The 17205-nt window shown below is 38.2% G+C and carries 20 protein-coding genes; 16 read left to right on the forward strand and 4 right to left on the reverse strand.

Going from position 1 to position 17205, the window contains the following annotated elements; genetic code table 11:
* The first annotated feature begins 282 nt into the window (after window positions 1-282).
* The 3 genes from lspA to pyrR are packed head-to-tail and all read left to right on the forward strand — an operon-like array spanning window position 283 to window position 2226.
* The gene (gene lspA, locus ABDZ53_RS01985) at window positions 283-765 is read left to right on the forward strand and encodes a signal peptidase II (RefSeq protein ID WP_343753452.1); all 483 of its coding nucleotides are present in this window, start codon (window positions 283-285) and stop codon (window positions 763-765) included.
* Window positions 758-1666, forward strand: a complete 909-nt coding sequence (locus ABDZ53_RS01990; RefSeq protein ID WP_343753454.1) for an RluA family pseudouridine synthase — start codon at window positions 758-760, stop codon at window positions 1664-1666. The genes lspA and ABDZ53_RS01990 overlap by 8 nt, the downstream gene beginning before the upstream one ends.
* 14 nt (window positions 1667-1680) lie before the next feature.
* Window positions 1681-2226 carry a bifunctional pyr operon transcriptional regulator/uracil phosphoribosyltransferase PyrR gene (gene pyrR / locus ABDZ53_RS01995; protein WP_343753456.1) on the forward strand — a complete coding sequence of 182 codons (546 nt, stop codon included), beginning with the start codon at window positions 1681-1683 and terminating at the stop codon, window positions 2224-2226.
* A 63-nt stretch (window positions 2227-2289) separates the two neighbouring features.
* On the opposite strand, the gene ABDZ53_RS02000 is transcribed toward pyrR, so the two are convergent.
* Window positions 2290-3984: an NFACT RNA binding domain-containing protein gene (locus tag ABDZ53_RS02000; protein WP_343753458.1), complete on the reverse strand. Its 1695-nt coding sequence runs from the start codon at window positions 3982-3984 to the stop codon at window positions 2290-2292.
* Window positions 3985-4143: 159 nt separating this feature from the next.
* Between ABDZ53_RS02000 and ABDZ53_RS02005 the strand changes: the two genes are divergently transcribed.
* The 5 genes from ABDZ53_RS02005 (at window position 4144) to ABDZ53_RS02025 (ending at window position 8746) form a co-directional block, all read left to right on the forward strand.
* Window positions 4144-4578: a MarR family winged helix-turn-helix transcriptional regulator gene (locus tag ABDZ53_RS02005; protein WP_343753460.1), complete on the forward strand. Its 435-nt coding sequence runs from the start codon at window positions 4144-4146 to the stop codon at window positions 4576-4578.
* A gap of 25 nt (window positions 4579-4603) precedes the next feature.
* Complete coding sequence (locus tag ABDZ53_RS02010; protein WP_343753462.1) at window positions 4604-5206, forward strand: ECF transporter S component; 603 nt, start codon at window positions 4604-4606, stop codon at window positions 5204-5206.
* Between the two features lie 117 nt (window positions 5207-5323).
* A complete protein-coding gene (locus ABDZ53_RS02015; protein ID WP_343753508.1) occupies window positions 5324-6466 on the forward strand; it encodes a zinc-dependent alcohol dehydrogenase in 1143 nt (380 codons plus the stop codon).
* A 206-nt stretch (window positions 6467-6672) separates the two neighbouring features.
* Window positions 6673-7371, forward strand: coding sequence for a DUF1510 family protein (locus tag ABDZ53_RS02020; RefSeq protein ID WP_343753464.1), 699 nt, complete (start codon window positions 6673-6675; stop codon window positions 7369-7371).
* Window positions 7372-7480: 109 nt separating this feature from the next.
* A complete protein-coding gene (locus tag ABDZ53_RS02025) occupies window positions 7481-8746 on the forward strand; it encodes a YcjF family protein (RefSeq protein ID WP_343753466.1) in 1266 nt (421 codons plus the stop codon).
* Window positions 8747-9471: 725 nt separating this feature from the next.
* Here ABDZ53_RS02025 and ABDZ53_RS02030 read toward each other — a convergent pair.
* Entirely contained in the window at window positions 9472-9819 is a 348-nt protein-coding gene (locus tag ABDZ53_RS02030; protein WP_343753468.1) for a hypothetical protein, read from the reverse strand.
* A gap of 149 nt (window positions 9820-9968) precedes the next feature.
* Between ABDZ53_RS02030 and ABDZ53_RS02035 the strand changes: the two genes are divergently transcribed.
* The 8 genes from ABDZ53_RS02035 to ABDZ53_RS02070 all read left to right on the forward strand — a co-directional run bounded on the left by ABDZ53_RS02035 (window position 9969) and on the right by ABDZ53_RS02070 (window position 16086).
* Window positions 9969-10499, forward strand: a complete 531-nt coding sequence (locus tag ABDZ53_RS02035; RefSeq protein ID WP_343753470.1) for a Na+/H+ antiporter subunit E — start codon at window positions 9969-9971, stop codon at window positions 10497-10499.
* A gap of 35 nt (window positions 10500-10534) precedes the next feature.
* Window positions 10535-10795 carry an MrpF/PhaF family protein gene (locus tag ABDZ53_RS02040; protein WP_343753472.1) on the forward strand — a complete coding sequence of 87 codons (261 nt, stop codon included), beginning with the start codon at window positions 10535-10537 and terminating at the stop codon, window positions 10793-10795.
* Window positions 10795-11103 carry a monovalent cation/H(+) antiporter subunit G gene (gene mnhG / locus ABDZ53_RS02045; RefSeq protein ID WP_343753474.1) on the forward strand — a complete coding sequence of 103 codons (309 nt, stop codon included), beginning with the start codon at window positions 10795-10797 and terminating at the stop codon, window positions 11101-11103. The genes ABDZ53_RS02040 and mnhG overlap by 1 nt, the downstream gene beginning before the upstream one ends.
* A gap of 6 nt (window positions 11104-11109) precedes the next feature.
* Window positions 11110-11679 carry a Na(+)/H(+) antiporter subunit B gene (locus ABDZ53_RS02050; RefSeq protein WP_343753476.1) on the forward strand — a complete coding sequence of 190 codons (570 nt, stop codon included), beginning with the start codon at window positions 11110-11112 and terminating at the stop codon, window positions 11677-11679.
* Window positions 11657-12364 (forward strand): MnhB domain-containing protein, encoded by a 708-nt coding sequence (locus ABDZ53_RS02055; protein WP_343753478.1) that lies wholly within the window; start codon window positions 11657-11659, stop codon window positions 12362-12364. The genes ABDZ53_RS02050 and ABDZ53_RS02055 overlap by 23 nt, the downstream gene beginning before the upstream one ends.
* 45 nt (window positions 12365-12409) lie before the next feature.
* Complete coding sequence (locus tag ABDZ53_RS02060) at window positions 12410-12760, forward strand: sodium:proton antiporter (protein WP_343753480.1); 351 nt, start codon at window positions 12410-12412, stop codon at window positions 12758-12760.
* Window positions 12760-14355: a complex I subunit 5 family protein gene (locus ABDZ53_RS02065; protein WP_343753482.1), complete on the forward strand. Its 1596-nt coding sequence runs from the start codon at window positions 12760-12762 to the stop codon at window positions 14353-14355. Before ABDZ53_RS02060 ends, ABDZ53_RS02065 begins: the two co-directional genes overlap by 1 nt.
* A 126-nt stretch (window positions 14356-14481) precedes the next feature.
* Complete coding sequence (locus ABDZ53_RS02070) at window positions 14482-16086, forward strand: complex I subunit 5 family protein (protein ID WP_343753484.1); 1605 nt, start codon at window positions 14482-14484, stop codon at window positions 16084-16086.
* Window positions 16087-16098: 12 nt separating this feature from the next.
* Here the strand turns inward: ABDZ53_RS02070 and ABDZ53_RS02075 are convergent, their stop codons facing one another.
* The gene (locus ABDZ53_RS02075) at window positions 16099-16308 is read right to left on the reverse strand and encodes a hypothetical protein (RefSeq protein WP_343753486.1); all 210 of its coding nucleotides are present in this window, start codon (window positions 16306-16308) and stop codon (window positions 16099-16101) included.
* Window positions 16301-17203: a nuclease-related domain-containing protein gene (locus ABDZ53_RS02080; RefSeq protein WP_343753488.1), complete on the reverse strand. Its 903-nt coding sequence runs from the start codon at window positions 17201-17203 to the stop codon at window positions 16301-16303. Before ABDZ53_RS02080 ends, ABDZ53_RS02075 begins: the two co-directional genes overlap by 8 nt.
* Window positions 17204-17205 lie beyond the last annotated feature (2 nt).

Genomic DNA, 17205 nt, shown 5'->3' on the forward strand with positions numbered 1-17205 from the left:
TATCCTATTTGGGAATATCATACCTTCGAACAGGAATAATCTGATTTTTCATAGAACTTTTGGCATTACCGTATTTAAAATGTCATGCCTTTATTAATAAGTCGTTCCGTATGAGTATATCAAAATTCAGAAATGATTAAAACTAAAACCCAAAAATATTACTTTAACCATTCTAACAGAATTTGAATTCATTCCGTTCTTTTTAATTCCTGATTTCTACAGTGGGTTTTTATGCAAATATATTGTACAATAAAAGAGACTAATGAAAGAAAAGGAGACTTTATGTTACTATACTATATTATTGCACTATTCATTATTCTTGTTGATCAACTGACCAAGTACTTAACGGTCCAATCCATTCCCTTGCACGAAACGGTGGAGGTCATACCCAGTATCCTATCTTTTACTTATCACCGCAATACTGGAGCGGCGTGGAGCATTTTAGAAGGACAGATGTGGTTTTTCTATATTGTTACGGTTATAGTGGTAGGGGTCATCATCTACTACTTGCATACCCACGGTAAAGAAGATCGCTTATTCGCTTTATCCCTCAGTTTAATATTGGGAGGAGCAATAGGAAATTTCATCGATCGTTTATTTTTACAATATGTTGTTGATATGATTCGTCTGGAATTCATTCAGTTTCCGATTTTCAACATAGCTGACATGGCATTGACCATAGGGGTAGGACTGATGATTCTCTACTTGATTAGGGATGAATGGAAAGAGTATCAAAAAAAGAAAGTTGGAAAAACAAGTGACTGAAACCTATACATTCAAAATAACAAAGGAAAAAAGCCGAATAGACAAATTTTTAAGTGACCAATTAGCCGACCATTCCCGTTCGCAAATTCAAGAATGGATAAAAGACGGAGATGTCCGAGTGAATGACACAGTGGTTAAAGCCAACTACAAAGTGCAGGAAGGGGACGAAATCGAAGTTACTCCTCCTGAACCAGTTGAAATTGATGCGGTGCCGGAAGACATTCCGTTAGACATTGTCTATGAAGACGAAGATGTTGTCGTTGTCAACAAACCTCAAGGGATGGTGGTTCATCCATCTGCCGGACATGCTTCTGGTACCTTAGTCAATGCCTTGCTGTATCATGTGAAAGATTTGTCTGGTATTAACGGAAAAATCCGTCCAGGAATTGTGCACCGCATTGACAAAGACACATCAGGACTATTGATGGTAGCTAAAAATGATTTAGCACATGAAAAACTAGCTGAACAGTTACAAGAAAAAACAGCTAAGAGAGAATACATGGCCTTAGTTCATGGTGAGCTTCAACATGACAAAGGAACCATTGATGCACCGATTGGGAGAGACCCTAAAAACAGAAAGAAATTTACAGTTATCGATGGAGGGAAGCATTCCGTTACTCATTTTGAAGTCATTGAACGATTTAAAGATTTTACATTGCTTCGTCTGCAATTGGAAACTGGACGGACGCATCAAATTCGAGTGCATTTAGAATATATCGGTTTTAGAATGGCAGGAGACCCTCTTTATGGTCCAAGAAAAACGTTAGAAGGGAAGGGGCAGTTCTTACACGCTACCTCGTTAACTTTTGTCCACCCGCGAACGAATGAAACATTAACATTCTCTGCCCCTTTACCTCAAGAATTTGAAGACACATTAGAATTAGTTAGAAGACGTTCTTAAGAGAGGAGAATTATATGTCAACGGTTGTCACTGTTTTAGACGAAGTCGCATTAAATAGAGCCCTGACACGTATTGCTTATGAAATCATCGAGCGTAATAAAGGGACAGATAATCTTATCTTAGCTGGTATAAAAACGCGAGGAGTTTTTATTGCCAATCGACTGGCTCAAAAGATTGAAGACATTGAAGGGACTCCTGTTCATGTAGGAGAACTGGATATTACGCTTTATAGAGATGATAGACACTATCCGGAAGAAGTGGATGATCCGGAAGTCAAAGGTCAGAATTTCCCGGTTTCTGTTAAAAATAAAGTTGTGATACTCGTGGATGATGTTATTTTTACTGGTCGAACCATTCGTGCAGCCATGGATGCCGTTATTGATTTAGGCCGTCCGGAAAAAATCATGGTCGCTTCTTTAACCGACAGAGGACATAGAGAGATTCCTATTAAAGCCGATTTTATTGGTAAAAATATTCCGACATCCAAACGAGAGCAAGTGAAGGTCTCCATGAAAGAAGTGGATGACAAGGATGCAGTAGAAATTATTAAACCCGATTAAGAAAAGCGATTGTTGAGGAGTCGTTCAGACACTCTCAACAATCGCTTTTTATTTATATGCCATTCATTCTTTTACTCTCAAACTGTTCACTTTCTGTTCAGTAGGGGTGACGTAATAGGTTGTTTGACCTTCATAAATCACATACCCTGGTTTTGCGCCATTAGGCTTACGAATGTTTTTCACTTGAACCACATCAACGGGAACCGAAGAAGATAAGCGGTATTTACTGTAATAGGCTGCTAGGATACAGGCTTCTTCTATCGTTTGTTCAGATGGATGTTCCTCTTCAATAATGACGTGGGAACCAGGAATATCTTTCGTATGCGCCCACCAGTGACTTTTGCGGGCACGCTTCATTGTCAGTTCATCATTCTGTGTGTTGTTTTTCCCGACTAAAATAGAGGCTCCATCAGAAGATTTAAAAGCTTCGGGCTTGGCTTTCTTTTGTTTCTTTTTCTTAGACCCTCGTTTTTTAATGTAATTTCCTTCTCTGAGTTCCTCTCTTATTTCTTCAATATCAGAAATAGAAGCAATAGACAGCTGGGTCAGAAGAGTATCAAAGTAATCCATCTCTTGTTTAGTGAATGCTATTTGTTTTTTTAGATGAACTTTTGCATTTTTCATCTTTTGATACCGTGAGAAGTAATGTTGCGCATTATCAGCTGGACTTTTCTGCGGATCCAGCTCAATCGTTAAGGTTTCTTCCTCTTCATAAAAGTTCGGCAGGGTAATGACCTCATCCCCTTTATTCACTTCATGAAGGTAAGCCGTTAAGACTTCTCCTTTTATTCTGTAATCGTCCGCTTGCTTGGTATTGTCCATTTCTTTACGAAGCTTAGCTAATTTGTTTTTGTTTTTCTGATACAAGCTTTTTAGCAACTGACTTAAGTCATGAGACTGCTGGTTGACTCGGTCTCTTTCAGCTTTATCGTAAAAATACCGGTCCATTAACTCGCTTAAAGAAGCAAAGGTTTCTTTTTCTCCTTCTAAATGGTGATAGAGAAGAGGCGTGAAGAATTCTTTCGTCTCTTTTCGTGTAAGAGTAGGTTCCAGATGGGACAATTGGAACGATTGAATGAAAGCATCGAAGACAGCTTTAGCCGAATCTTCTGATTTTTCAAACCGATACACCAGTTCCTGCGCGGAATCTCTTCCAAATCCCTGAAAAGTCTGCTGGACCCATTTTACTTTCTCTTTCGTATCCATTGACTCTATAGGGAAGTCACCAGAGTACTCAAAGGGATTCTCTTTGTCCTGACTCGGTGCTTCTACATAAGGAGCGCCAGGCAATAAGGTTCTATACGTGTTCTGACTAGGGGGAACATGACGAATGACATCTAATATTCTGTTTTCATCTTTATGAACTAACAGAATATTGCTGTGACGTCCCATAACCTCCACGATCAATGAAAGGTATTCTGTATCACCCAGTTCATTTCTGCTTCTGAAAGAAAATATAAGCAGACGATCGTTTTCTTTTTGTTCAATGGATTCGATGATAGCTCCATCTAAATGCTTGCGCATCACCATACAGAAATGAGGAGGGTGAGCCGGGTTCTCAAAAGGAATGTCCGTCAGTTGTACACGGGCATACTGGGGATGAGCCGATAAGAGTAAGCTGAAATTTTTACGGTTAGCTCGAATACGGATAATCAATTCATTTTCGTAGGGCTGTTGGATTTTAGAAATTCTTCCCCCTAATACATTTTCGTTTAATTCTTGGGTTAAAGCATTGACAAATAAACCATCAAACGACATCAAAGTCACTCCTTTATTGGAAATTCCTGTCTAGTATACCATTTTTAAACAGGCTTCAACAATCTGAAGAAAAGGATTGCTCATTTTCCTGTATCATGCTAAAGTTGACATATACAAATACTGTATAACTATACTGATAGAAGGAAAGTGAGGAAACCCATGGCTACCCATGATCAAACGAATGCTTTACTTGAAAAATCATCAGAATTCAATCACTTATATAAACGCATTACAGATTATTTGCTTACAGAAATTGGTTTATCTCCATCTGCAATTAATCTCATTGATTTAATTGGGGAACAAGAATTGACACTGAAAGACATCACCCAATTGAGTCAACTAGACAAATCAACTGTTAGCCGACAAATGAACGCCTTGGTCAAAAAGGGATACGTCACAAAAACGACAGGGAAGGACAAGCGCTTCGCGTACTTCACGTTAACTGAAGAAGCGACGACTGTTTTTGAACGCTATCAGGAACAATTAGAAAATCAATTTAACACCATTTTGTCTGGCTGGACTCAAGAAGAGATACATATGCTGACGGTCCTTTTAGGAAGATTAAACAGAAGCATCACCAACCGATTTGATTAACTAATCTGAGAAAAGAGGATGTATCATGCCTTTAAATAAAAAACAATCGAAACCCCATCGTATTGCCTTGTTGGGGATATTAACTGCCATTATATTGATTCAGAACTTTGTGCCTTTTTTAGGAAACATTCCTATTCCTCCTTTAAACCCAACGATTATCCATATTACTGTTATCGTTGCTACTTTAACCATGAGTACAACGGACGGGATTATCATAGGAACCATTTGGGGACTGACTCGTATGCTTCGGGCTTACACTATGCCAGCCACCCCTTTAGATTTATGGTTATGGGTAAACCCGATGATTTCACTTGTACCTAGAATGTTCATCGGTTTGTTTACAGGATGGAGTTATAACTTAGTCCATAAGATCGCTCCAAAAAAGGAAAAAGTCGCTCTTGTGACTTCCTCAGTCATCGGTTCTTTCACGAATACTATTCTAGTTTTATTCTTCATTTATCTATTTTTTGGAGAACCTTACGCGCAAGCCATTGACGTAGACGTTAGTAATTTAGGAACAGCTCTCTTAGTTATTGTTGGAACAAATGGAGTTGCAGAAGCCATTGCAGCAGGCATCATTGCTCCATTAGTGACTGTCCCTTTAAGAAAAATCACCTACAGAAAATAATAGTACAAACCTCCATGCGAATGGGGGTTTTTTGTTTAAGTCGTTTCAGTTTGTCTTTACGTAGTTGAGTGGTAACTTAAAAGTGTAAAAAACACTACTTATGGAAGGGGATAAATAATACGAGCATTGACATTTCAAGGTAACAAAAAAATGGAAGTTAGAAATATGCCAGACCCAACTATCCAAGAACCGACAGATGCCATTATCAAAGTAACCTCTACAGCCATTTGTGGGTCAGACCTTCATTTCTACCATCATGGAGAGCTATTTATAGATGATGATTACATCATAGGCCATGAACCGATGGGAATAGTAGAAGAAGTCGGACCAGAAGTCAAAAACTTAAAAGTAGGTGATCGAATTGTTGTACCATTTAACGTTAGTTGCGGCCACTGCCATTTTTGTACGCATGACATGGAGAGCATGTGCGACAATTCCAATAAGAATCCGGAAATAGATTACGGAGGGCTACTCGGCTTTGGAAAACTTCATGGCGATTACCCTGGAGGACAAGCGGAGTTCCTACGTGTCCCTTACGCTGATCAAAACTCATTCAAAGTGCCAGACGACTCTATACCAGATGAAAAAGTACTTTTCTTATCCGATGTGGTTCCGACAGCTTACTGGAGTGTGGAACATGCCGGTGTGAAAGCAGGCGACACGGTTATTGTCTTAGGTTCAGGCCCGATCGGCTTGTTGACACAAAAATTCGCTAAAATGAAAGGTGCTAAACGAGTCATTGCCGTTGACCACGTTAAACACCGTTTGGAATATTCAGCTAAACGAATTGGAGTAGAAACTTTAAACTTTGAAGAAGTCGACATGCCTTCACTTGCCTTAAAAGATCTTACAAACGGCGGAGCAGACGTCGTCATTGACTGTGTGGGTATGGACGGTAAAGAAAGAAAAATAGAAAAATTCACAAACAAAATTAGTCCGCAAAGAGGGACGACTAGTCCCATTGAAATGGCTAGTATAGCAGTTAAAAAATTCGGGACAATTATGTTAACCGGTGCATACATGACTCCAGCAACTAACTTCCCTATTAATAACATATTCTCTCGAGGAATTACGATGAAAATGGGTCAGTGCCCTGTTCCTCATTTGATGCCTAAACTGTATGATATGATTGTGAGAGAAGAACTGGATCCAAGTGATATCATTACCCATATCATGCCACTGGAACAAGCGGCAACGGCTTATGAAATTTTCGATAAAAAAGAAGACAACAATATAAAAGTGGTTCTGAGACCAGAATAAAAATAAACCAAATTCATCAGCCTTTGTTTCTTACCTTTTAGAAACAAAGGCTTTTTTGATGCACTTTTAGTAAGGGCCTATAAATACTCTTCAATTTGATAGTCATCCGTTACTTTTGACTTATACTTGTTATGAAATAAGATGATTTTTAATAGGAAGGTGTGTTAAAATTCTTATAGTGAAAAGAAGTAAAGGTGGAGAACAATATGAGACGAACACGCTCAACACACAATCAACCTAAAAAACCGAACCAGAATAATAATGAAAAAATATATTATATTATTATTGGTATTTTGCTTGTCGTATTACTCGCCATCGTTATCTTTATTTTTCTAAATAGAGACACGGCAACTGATTTAGATGAATCAAATTTAGAACCAGAAACGACTGAAATAGTCGACGTGGAAGAATCCGAAGACACAGAAGAGGACACCGAAACGCAAAATGAAACCGATGATTCGGAAACAGAAGACGAAACAGAAACAGACACGGACTCCGATACTGAGGAAGATACGGATGAGGTGGCAGAAGAGGCGGAACCTGAAACCGATGAAACGGAAGAAGAGGCCGACACCGATGAAGAGACTGAAGACGACACTGCCGAAACTGACAGTGATTATGAGGTCACAGAAGATGCTCCATTAGATGAAAGCCATCAAGTGGATTATGCAGACGGATCAAGCGACCGAGTGGCCATTGCGAATGCAGCGAGTGCAGTTACCGGAATCAATTCAAGTGAAATGATTACCAATTGGGTCGGGAATGATGGTCCCGGACGTATCTTTACTATTGTATCTAATACAAGCCAGTCACAAGTCTATCGTTTAACTATGCAGTACGGGGAAGGACAGTGGCATGTTACAGGCGTACAAGAGCTGGATAGTGTCCCTTCTGAATTCAATTAAAGTAGAAAGGCGATTCGAATAGAATCGTCTTTTTTCTTTTCCACAGCATCTTTATCGTCAAAAAATATATAACATGTTAAAATAAATACAGTAGGTTAGGAGGCAGAAAATGAAATCACCAAATAATCAATACAACATCATTCAAGAAATAATGGAGAAAACAGAAGCAGAAATTCAAAAAATGAGCCCGGTTAATATTCTTATTGCAGGTAAAACCGGTGTAGGGAAAAGTACCCTTATCAACAGCGTGTTTCGTGAAAAACTGGCAGATACAGGTATTGGTAAACCCGTTACGAAGCACCTGAGACGCATTACCAAAGAAGGTATCCCGATTGTTTTATATGATACTCGAGGATTAGAATTGGAACAAAGCGTTCAAAAACAAGTCAAAAAAGAGATTTATAAATTAGTAGAAGATAATAAGCAGACAAAAGAGGCTATTCACGCTGTTTACTACTGTATTCAAGCCAATTCTTCCCGAATAGAAGACACAGAAATTGAACTTATCAAAGATATATCAAAAATCTTGCCTGTCATACTTGTTTTGACCCAATCGATTGGGAAACCAGCAGAAGAATTTTCACGGTATCTTGAAAACATTAATCTTCCCGTGGCCGCTGTTCAGAATATTATGGCTGAGCCTTATGAAATTTCTGATGATTATGTGATTCCGGCATTCGGTTTAAAGGAGTTAATTGATAAGACCCTACAGTTGATTCCTAAAGAAACAAGAGACGCTTTTATGAACGCCCAGCACGCGGACATCGAAAGAAAAGCTAAATCTGCACGTCGCTGGGCTACTCGTTATGTGGCAACCACATTCGGAGTAGGTTTTGCACCTATCCCATTTTCGGATGCATCTGTTTTAGTTCCTATGCAAGTGACCTTGCTCGCTCATATTACCGCTATATTTGGTATTTCGTTAGATAAATCAACGATTGTCAGTCTGATAGCTGCGGTAGGGGGCACGGGATCAGCCACAATGATAGGAAAATCAATCGTAGCCAATGCTTTCAAGTTTATTCCAGGCGCCGGTACGATTGTAGGGGGAATCATTAGCGGAACAACAGCTTCGATTGTCACCAGTGCTTTAGCCATTAGTTATATTGAAGTCTTGAGTATTATTGCAACAAAAGAGAAAGAAGGACAGGGTATCGACTTAAGTTTAATCGAAAAGTTGATGCGCAATCAATTCAAGAAAAACATGACCTTGAACCGAAAGGAACTGAAAGCTAAAGAATTAGAATTTGAAAATGACTCAGCTTTAAGCGAAGCTTATGAGGATTACTCAGAGATGGAAGAAGAAACTAAGAAGGTCCCCTTTGTAAAGAAAATAACCAAAGCGATCCAAAAGTTTTTTACTCGAAAAAAATAATATGCCAATTTTAAAGACCTGAAAGGGTCTTTTTTATTTTCTCAAATATAGTAAAAGGAGTCGAATGTTAATATTGTTTTATTCTTATGTCTAACACAAAGCAATAGTTTTACATGCTTTATAATACAATAGATTTATATAGATGGAGAGAGTTAGGAGACAATGGTTTTTCGACTGACATAAATCACAATGATATAACATCTCATACTTATGAAGAAACATTGAAAATAAGAAAGTACCGCCTTTTATATGTAAGGGTTTACCTTGCTGCTATGAGTATGGTGAACAAGCTTTTCAAACTGTTACACACTTTAACAAAGAAGAAAAGATGCTTGACAAGGATAAAATAAACTTGTTATAGTGGGTATCGTCGTTAGTTTATAATCTAAACTAACTAACCAGAAAAGTAAATACTTAACTTTAACATTTTTAAAGTTCTTTTTGAAAAGGATTGCATGTGTTAAAGAATGGAAAAAGGCTGAGGGGAAAGAATGTTAAGAAAAAAATTAGCTCTATCACTTGTCACTGTAAGCGCCTTAGCTATTCTAGCTAGTTGTAGCGCGGGAGCTGTGGACACGGACGCAGGAGACAACACACTCGTTGTTTGGTCCTTCAATGAAAACGAAACGGATACTCATCTATGTATTCTTTGGGATTCTCACGTTACTGACTATCATACCCTTTTGGATTGTCATCGTGAACTCAACAAGAACCGCCGAACAAATTCAACAAGGGATCTCTCTTTTACCGGGATCGAACTTAGCTGAAAACTGAGCTATTTTAAATGATGGTGGATTCAATATCTTCCAAGGGTATTGGAACTCTTTCTTCATCGCTATCACGTCAACCGCTTTAAGCATGACATCATCGGTGGCGTAACAGCTGGAGGAGTTAAACAATAAAACAGCTGAAATCAAAATGATACCTGTATACGAGCCCGTTTGACCTGGGTTCCTATACAGGTGTTTTTTCCTATATATTTCATTTTTTTCAGTCAAAAGGTTTTTTGTCCCTATAATCTCTGGTAAAATAAAATCGGTTCTTTTTACTTTTGAGTCAATTTTGAACACCATTTCCAGATTTGCTTGTTATAAAGCACTGAAATGGTGGAAATGAATTGAATAAAAGCAAAAAAATGCTACAATCGAAGTACAGCCGAAATAGTCGGGTTTAACTCGCTCATCGACTGACTCTATTTAGATGTCGGAAGGGAGGTTTTTTTTTGAAATCATTAATGAAAACCATTTGGACAGATTTTGTTGAAAACAAAGAAATTATACTCATTTTAACCATTGCGTGGATTATATTGTTCGAAGAGATTTCTCTGTTTGTTATTCTTACCGGAGTGGTCGCTGCCTTTTTGGTCACGGAATTCACAGACCGCTTTTTATTAAAAGAGAACTATGAACACTCTTATGTCATTGGACTCGGAACGCTCATAAAATATGTCGGACGCTTGCTTTATGAAATATATGTCGCCGGTATTTCCGTTATTCCTTCTATATTCACTGGAAAAGCAGATGTGCAAATTATTAGAACAAAGACGAAGTTGACAGATGAATTGCTGATTGACTTAGTGGCTAACGCAATTACACTCACACCTGGTTCAGTTACAGTGAATAAAAAAGGCCGTAATCTATACGTTCTTGCTTTAAACCCTGACATACCAGAAGAAGGGGAGCCAGAGCTAATTCCAGGCGTCATTGAAGATATTCTATATGATTACGAGAATAAAATTGACGGGAAAGCTTAGGACAGTTAAGCAATTTATAAGAAAGAAGGATAGCAATGAATTTTGATACTATTGTATTAACACTAGTGATCATTTTTGCCATATTTGGTTTACTTAGAGTGTTTATTGGCCCGACAATTTGGGACCGTTTATTAGGGTTCTCTCTATTTTCGTCTAAAGTCATTGTAGCTGCTATATTAATCGGACAGTTGGTCGATCGTACCTTTATGATCGATGTAGCGATTATTTACGGGATTTTAGGCTTTGTCGGTACTATTTTAATTGCTCGATTTATTGAAAGACGAGGGGATATTTAATGGGACAGATAACAGACTGGATAGGAAATTTCCTCATTATTATAGGTCTCATCTTCATGCTCTTAGGCATTATTGGTGTGTACCGATTTAAAGATTTTTATTCCCGTATTTTAGTGAGTGCCAAAGTAGACACTGTCGGCTTCATTACCATATTGGTCGGAATCATGTTCAGACAAGGGTTTAGTTTTTTCAGTTGGAAAACACTGATAGCTGTAGCCTTTTTTATCGTGACTAACCCGATTGGGACTCATGCAATGGCGCGTTCAGCTTATTTGAGTGGGTACAGAATTAAGAAGGAAAGGGAGTAGGGAACGTTGTTTGAAACTATATTATTGCTAACACTATTCGTCATTGCCTGCTTTGCCGTCCTTTCAGACAACATGCGCCGTTCAATTATTTATCTAGGTGTTTTTTCATTGGCGATGGCTCTAGCTTATCTCCATTACAATGCACCGGACGTCGCCATTGCTGAAGCGGCAATCGGAGTCGGTCTATCAACAGTCATGTACTTAGTGGCGCTGAAGAAAGTTTCCGTCTATGATATTGCTTATGTCAATGAGGACGTAGAAAACTTTAATGACGATAATATTGGAAATATGATGAAACCTTTTGTCCGTCCGATGGAACTTTTCTTGGAGCGTACAGAAGAGGTCGAGCCGCAAATTGCTTACACGAATCATCCAATTCAAGATGTTTTAAATGATGATAATCATGATTGTATCGTGCACCGTCAAGGCGATTTATTCTACATTTACGGCAACTCTAAAGATCGTATTTTTCAGGATATCGTTGCCAATTTAGATACGGTCATACCTGATATGACAAATATTCGAGTTGTTTACAAAGATGAGGTGAACCTGCATGATGCAGACGAAGAACTATAAATTTATAGAAGTCTTGAGAGTCGTATTCGCTGTGTTTGGAGCAGGATTAGTTGTCTTTTTATTTCTGAATCATTCCGAAACATTAGATACGCCTTTAATGGATTTCTTTACGAGCGATTTTCTGGCAGACACAGGGGCAGATAATGCCGTTGCCGCCATTTACTTAAATTATCGTGTGTTTGATACCTTATTCGAAGCTTTAATGTTAATGGTATCTGTTATGGAGGTCGTTAACGTTTCATGGGCAAACAAACACGCCGAACAATATCAGTTTGAAGAAGACGATATGTACTACAAAAACAACTCTGAATTAGTGGCACGTATGGTTGGGATTATTTATCCATTCGTCGTTCTAATCGGACTCTATATTATTTTGAATGGACACGTATCTCCAGGTGGAGGTTTCCAAGGTGGAGCTATTTTAGCTACTGCTTTAATCTCCAGATACTTGGTTTATCCAAACTTTGACATTAGTCTAGACAGAATTGAAAAACTGGAAAAAATATTATTCTTCTTTATCGTATTAACACCAGTTTTATATGTCTTTATGCAAATTCAACCTGATAATACGGTTATATCCAACCAGGTATACATGGTTATCATGAATACACTTATTGGGTTAAAAGTATTTTCTGGTTTAAGTATTATATTCTACCGTTTCGTATTCTACGAAAAGGCTGACTAGAACGGTAGGGTTTTAAAATAATTTTATAGAAAGAAGATGAAACCATTGAATTTTATCACTGGTGAGATTATCGGAATACTGTTATTCTTTCTCGGTCTGTATGGTTTAATGACGAAAAAAACCATCGTCAAAACGATTATGTGCATGTCAATTATGGAAGCAGGTATTTATCTGTTTTATATCACGATTAACTATGCCCCGGGGACTGTTCCACCTATTGGGCAAGACCGTTCAGTAGCTTTTGTGGACCCTGTTCCTTCGGCTTTGATGATTACAGCCATAGTCATCGGTATTGGAGTGACCGCGATCGGCTTGACGATGTTTATGCACTACAAGCAGAAACATGGCATTACGCACTGGTCGCGTCAGAGAAATCAGCAAGGAAGTGAACATTAGTGTTAGGTATTTTGGTTCTGGCACCAATTTTAATGGGGGCTATTGCAGTTATCCTCCAGCACAAAATAATGAAGCCTATTATTTATATTTTCCAACTCCTTTATACAGGATTTGCGTATTACATGTTCATGCTGGTCAAAAATAACGGCCCGCAAGTATTGAACTTTGGGGGATATGAAGACAGGTTAGCACTGAGTTTATACGCTGATTCTCTTTCCATATTCTTAGTATTAGTCACTGCTGTGTTTTATATTGCATTTTTACTCTATACCACAAATGAAAGTTACGCTGAAGCGAAGTTTTACTTTTTATTCTTAGTCCTTCAAGGATTGATGATGGGCTTATTCCTATCAAGCGACTTATTTAATATTTTCATTTTCTTAGAAGTATCGACTGTGGTTGTATCCATTCTGATTATGTACAGCAAAGAGAAACAAGCCATTTATGACGGGATGATTTATTTCTTCGTTAACGTCATCGGCTCGTCTTTCTTACTCTTTGGAACAGGAATGATTTATCGCACGTTCGGTTTACTCGATATTCGAGCACTCACTGACGCCATGTCATTGTTGGACAGTCCAAGCGCTGTTTTTATTCCTTTCGGATTGATGATGGTCACCGTTTCTCTTAAAACGGCTGTCACTCCACTGTTCAGCTGGCTGCCTAAAGCTCACGGGACACCGAGTGCGCCACCAGTCGTTTCCGCCGTTCTTAGCGGACTCTACATTAAGAGTGGGGTATATCTTTTCATTCGATTCACGCAGATGTATTCAGCGGTCATTGACCTGCAGGTCTTTTTCTTCTGGATTGGATTCGTAACGGCCGTTGTCGGATTCGTCATGGCATTAGGACAAAGCGATATTAAACTCATTTTAGCCTATCATACAGTATCCCAAGTCGGGCTCATTATGATGGGTATCAACATGGCATCGGAAGTGGCGTTCTGGGGTGCGGTATACCACATCTTCAGTCATGCCATCTTTAAATCGACCCTGTTCTTAACAGCTGGTATGATTTATGACGAATACGGTACTCGTAACGTCTATACCATTAGAGGATTATTCAGACGCATGCCATGGGTCGCTGTTGCCACTGCTTTTGCTATTTTGGGAATCACAGGGGCTCCATTCTTTAATGGAAGTATTTCTAAATATATGATTGCACACGGGACACATGACTATTGGGTGACTATTTTACTTAACATTGTGAACTTAGGAACGACTATGTCCTTTGTTAAATACGCAACCATGTTATTTGGCAAAAATCCAAAAGAAGGAAAAGCAAAATCAGATCCATATGCTTTAATTGCTTCATTATTAATGGGAATTACTTCGCTATTAACTGGGATTTTCGGTGAAGGATTAACTCAATTCTTCTTTAATTATGAAGTGCATGTTAATGTATCAGAATACATTGACAAAGGTTACGTGTATGTCTTGATGATTATTGCAGGAATTGCTTTTTACAATGGTATTATCAAACACGGTGGCTTGATTACACGAATCGGTCACATGGAATTAACCTTTAATGGAATTATAACGTCTATGACAGGTTACTTAATTGTTATACTTCTCTACTTAAGTTTCATACTTTAAAGAGGAAGGGCAAGGAGCTATAAGCTTGTAGTAAAATATGTTCAGATTTTAGTCGAACAGAAAATACAAAGAGCTTAAATCCTCCTTGCCATTTTTTTATCACACAACAGAAAGAAGGGATAAACAGTGCTTTTTTTACTTATCATTGGACCGGTAGTGGCTGGCATCATCAGTATTTTATTCTTTAAAAAAGATACCCGGTTGTTCTTAACAGCTTATCAGGTACTACACTTTGCCTATGCCTTATATCTATTTATTCAAGTACGAACAGAGGATACCCTCTTTAATTTCATGTCGGCTTTACCAGAAGGAATAGCTATCACTTTAATGGCCGACTCCATTGCTTCTATGTTCATTTTACTAACAGCTATCATCTTTTTAATGATGATTTTATATGCTTTCCATAAAGATTACTTTACGACTCAATTCGGGTTCTTATTAATGGTATTGCAGGGATTAATCTCCGGCTTATTCATGAGTTCAGATTTATTTAATTTATACGTCTTACTAGAAGTATCAACGGTCACCGTATCGATACTGATTATGATCAATAAAGAAAAACAAGCGATTTATGACGGAATGATTTACTTTTTCGTTAACGTCATTGGAACAGCTTTTTTACTTTTTGGAATTGGCATGCTTTACAGAACAACTGGCTTACTCGATATGCGTGCGATACGAGAAGCTTTAACCTTCTTGGAAAGTCCGTCAGCTGTGTTTCTGCCCTTTGCATTCATGATGACTACACTTAGTTTAAAAACGGCAGTCGTGCCCTTATTTAGCTGGTTGCCTAAAGCACACGGAACGCCTAGTGCGCCTCCCGTTGTTTCAGCCCTTCTTTCTGGACTGTTTATCAAGACCGGAGTCTATCTATTTATACGGTTCACAGACATGTACAGTCCCGTCATAAATATACAAGAAGTCTTTTTCATTATAGGATTTATTACGTCCATCTTTGGCTTTATCATGGCGTTAGGGCAAAACGACATTAAAATGATTCTAGCTTACTCAACGGTTTCTCAAATTGGATTAATTATGATTGGACTGACGATGGACTCAGACATTGCCTTTTGGGGAGCGTTATTCCATATATTCAGTCACGCTTTGTTTAAATCCACCTTATTCTTAGCTGCCGGATTAGTCTACCACCAGTACGGTACTCGAGACATCAGACAAATTAGAGGGGTGTTAAAAACCATGCCCATTACAGGTTTTGCCATATTGTTTGGTTTGCTGGGTGTCACAGGCGCGCCACTGTTTAACGGAAGTATTTCTAAATACATGATTAGTTATGGCAGTTACCAACCCCTTGTTCAATATGGTTTAAACATCATCAACTTGGGTACGATAACGTATTTCTTAAAATTTGCGACTATTCTGACTGGAGAAGATAGCCGATTAGAAGAAGATAAACCGCCTAAAGAAGACTTACTGTCAGAAATCCTTGTTTTTATCATGGGAATTTTTATATTGGTAACCGGAGTTTTCGGCCAAACAACAATAGATGTCCTATTTAATTTCCAAGTGGAGATTGTACCGGGAGAGTATTTAGAAAAAGGTTTAGTTTATCTCTTAATGGTGATTGCTGGCCTTGGGTTATATAACGGCATCATTAAAAAGGGAGGATTCTTAGACCGTATCGGACACATTGAACTAACCTTTAATGCGATTATTACCTCCATGACCGGCTTCTTCCTATTCATAGCCAGTTATTTATACTTTATACATTAAATGCTTAACGAGTCAGCTCACACTGGCTCGTTTTTTAATGCTTTTTTTAAGGAGTTTCGGCTTTGATTCCAGCTCAGTCATAAATTTTTCTTGAGTTGGAATGTAAATGAGGTTTGTTTCCATCTCGGTCATCTGTTTTGCTTGAATTGGAAAGTAAATCTCTTTTGATTCCAACTCGATGATAAATTCCATTTGAATTGGAATATAAATGCACTTATTCATAGTATGTGCCTTTTCCACTTCCCATTTTAATAAAATTAGTCTTCAAGACTGTCCAAATACGCTTCTTAGGAATACGACCATTACACCAGTCATATATAACAGCAGTGGTAATTCTACTTCTTGGAAATAAAAGCCTAAAATCTTCTACTTGTTTAATAACTAACTTCGCAATGGGGCCTACGGAATGGCATGTCTGACAATAGTATTTTCTTTCTGTTAAACATATGCTTAAAGAGTGACACTCAAGACAACTCACACATTTTTTTAATTCCTCAAACGTATATGTCGGAAGCTTTCTTTGAAATGCAGCCTCCGTTTGGTGAGCACTGCACAACATCTGAAATAAACGGTCGTGTTTATCTGTTAAAGGTAAAGTGTGAGTGCTTAATTGCTTCAAATGAGCATTAATTTGTGTTGGTAAAATAACAGGCTCCGTTTCATTAGCATTGTATAAAGTGAAATCCGAATTAATATAGACAACAAAGGCTTTAACCGGTATAGAAAATCGATTATATTTTAGCCATTGGCGGAGCTGAATACTAGTCCGACTTAATTGAAGCAATGGGTTCACGTATTCATTTCCGTTAATACTAGTAATCGTGTCAGTGCCATTTAAATACACTCCCTTATAATTTTTCACCTCATATAAATAAAGGGCATCGGGCCTGATGAGAAGGGTATCCATCTGCAATGTTTGATCGTTGACGATTAAGACCAAACCATTTAGAAGTTTAGCTTCAGTGATGCTGCTTTTATTTAACAGAGAAAGCCATTGACTTTCACCGATGTGACCTTTTCTTAGCTGAGAGAGTTTTTGGGCGTCTTTAGGGCACAAAGTCTTTCGTGCGTTCAGTTCTTCGTATAGATTGAGTAAAGATGATGTATAAATCTGCATAG

Source organism: Alkalibacterium iburiense (genome assembly GCF_039521845.1).
Lineage (GTDB): Bacteria > Bacillota > Bacilli > Lactobacillales > Carnobacteriaceae_A > Alkalibacterium > Alkalibacterium iburiense.

What these genes read in the sequence shown, in the direction of transcription:
- mnhG (WP_343753474.1), top strand. Translation starts at nt 10,795, where the DNA reads ATGGGACAGATAACAGACTGGATAGGAAATTTCCTCATTATTATAGGT.
- ABDZ53_RS02025 (WP_343753466.1), top strand. Translation starts at nt 7,481, where the DNA reads ATGAAATCACCAAATAATCAATACAACATCATTCAAGAAATAATGGAG.
- pyrR (WP_343753456.1), top strand. Translation starts at nt 1,681, where the DNA reads ATGTCAACGGTTGTCACTGTTTTAGACGAAGTCGCATTAAATAGAGCC.
- ABDZ53_RS02030 (WP_343753468.1), bottom strand. Translation starts at nt 9,819, where the DNA reads ATGGTGTTCAAAATTGACTCAAAAGTAAAAAGAACCGATTTTATTTTA.
- ABDZ53_RS02080 (WP_343753488.1), bottom strand. Translation starts at nt 17,203, where the DNA reads ATGCAGATTTATACATCATCTTTACTCAATCTATACGAAGAACTGAAC.
- ABDZ53_RS02005 (WP_343753460.1), top strand. Translation starts at nt 4,144, where the DNA reads ATGGCTACCCATGATCAAACGAATGCTTTACTTGAAAAATCATCAGAA.
- ABDZ53_RS02075 (WP_343753486.1), bottom strand. Translation starts at nt 16,308, where the DNA reads ATGAATAAGTGCATTTATATTCCAATTCAAATGGAATTTATCATCGAG.
- ABDZ53_RS02010 (WP_343753462.1), top strand. Translation starts at nt 4,604, where the DNA reads ATGCCTTTAAATAAAAAACAATCGAAACCCCATCGTATTGCCTTGTTG.
- lspA (WP_343753452.1), top strand. Translation starts at nt 283, where the DNA reads ATGTTACTATACTATATTATTGCACTATTCATTATTCTTGTTGATCAA.
- ABDZ53_RS02000 (WP_343753458.1), bottom strand. Translation starts at nt 3,984, where the DNA reads ATGTCGTTTGATGGTTTATTTGTCAATGCTTTAACCCAAGAATTAAAC.
- ABDZ53_RS02020 (WP_343753464.1), top strand. Translation starts at nt 6,673, where the DNA reads ATGAGACGAACACGCTCAACACACAATCAACCTAAAAAACCGAACCAG.
- ABDZ53_RS02055 (WP_343753478.1), top strand. Translation starts at nt 11,657, where the DNA reads ATGATGCAGACGAAGAACTATAAATTTATAGAAGTCTTGAGAGTCGTA.
- ABDZ53_RS02040 (WP_343753472.1), top strand. Translation starts at nt 10,535, where the DNA reads ATGAATTTTGATACTATTGTATTAACACTAGTGATCATTTTTGCCATA.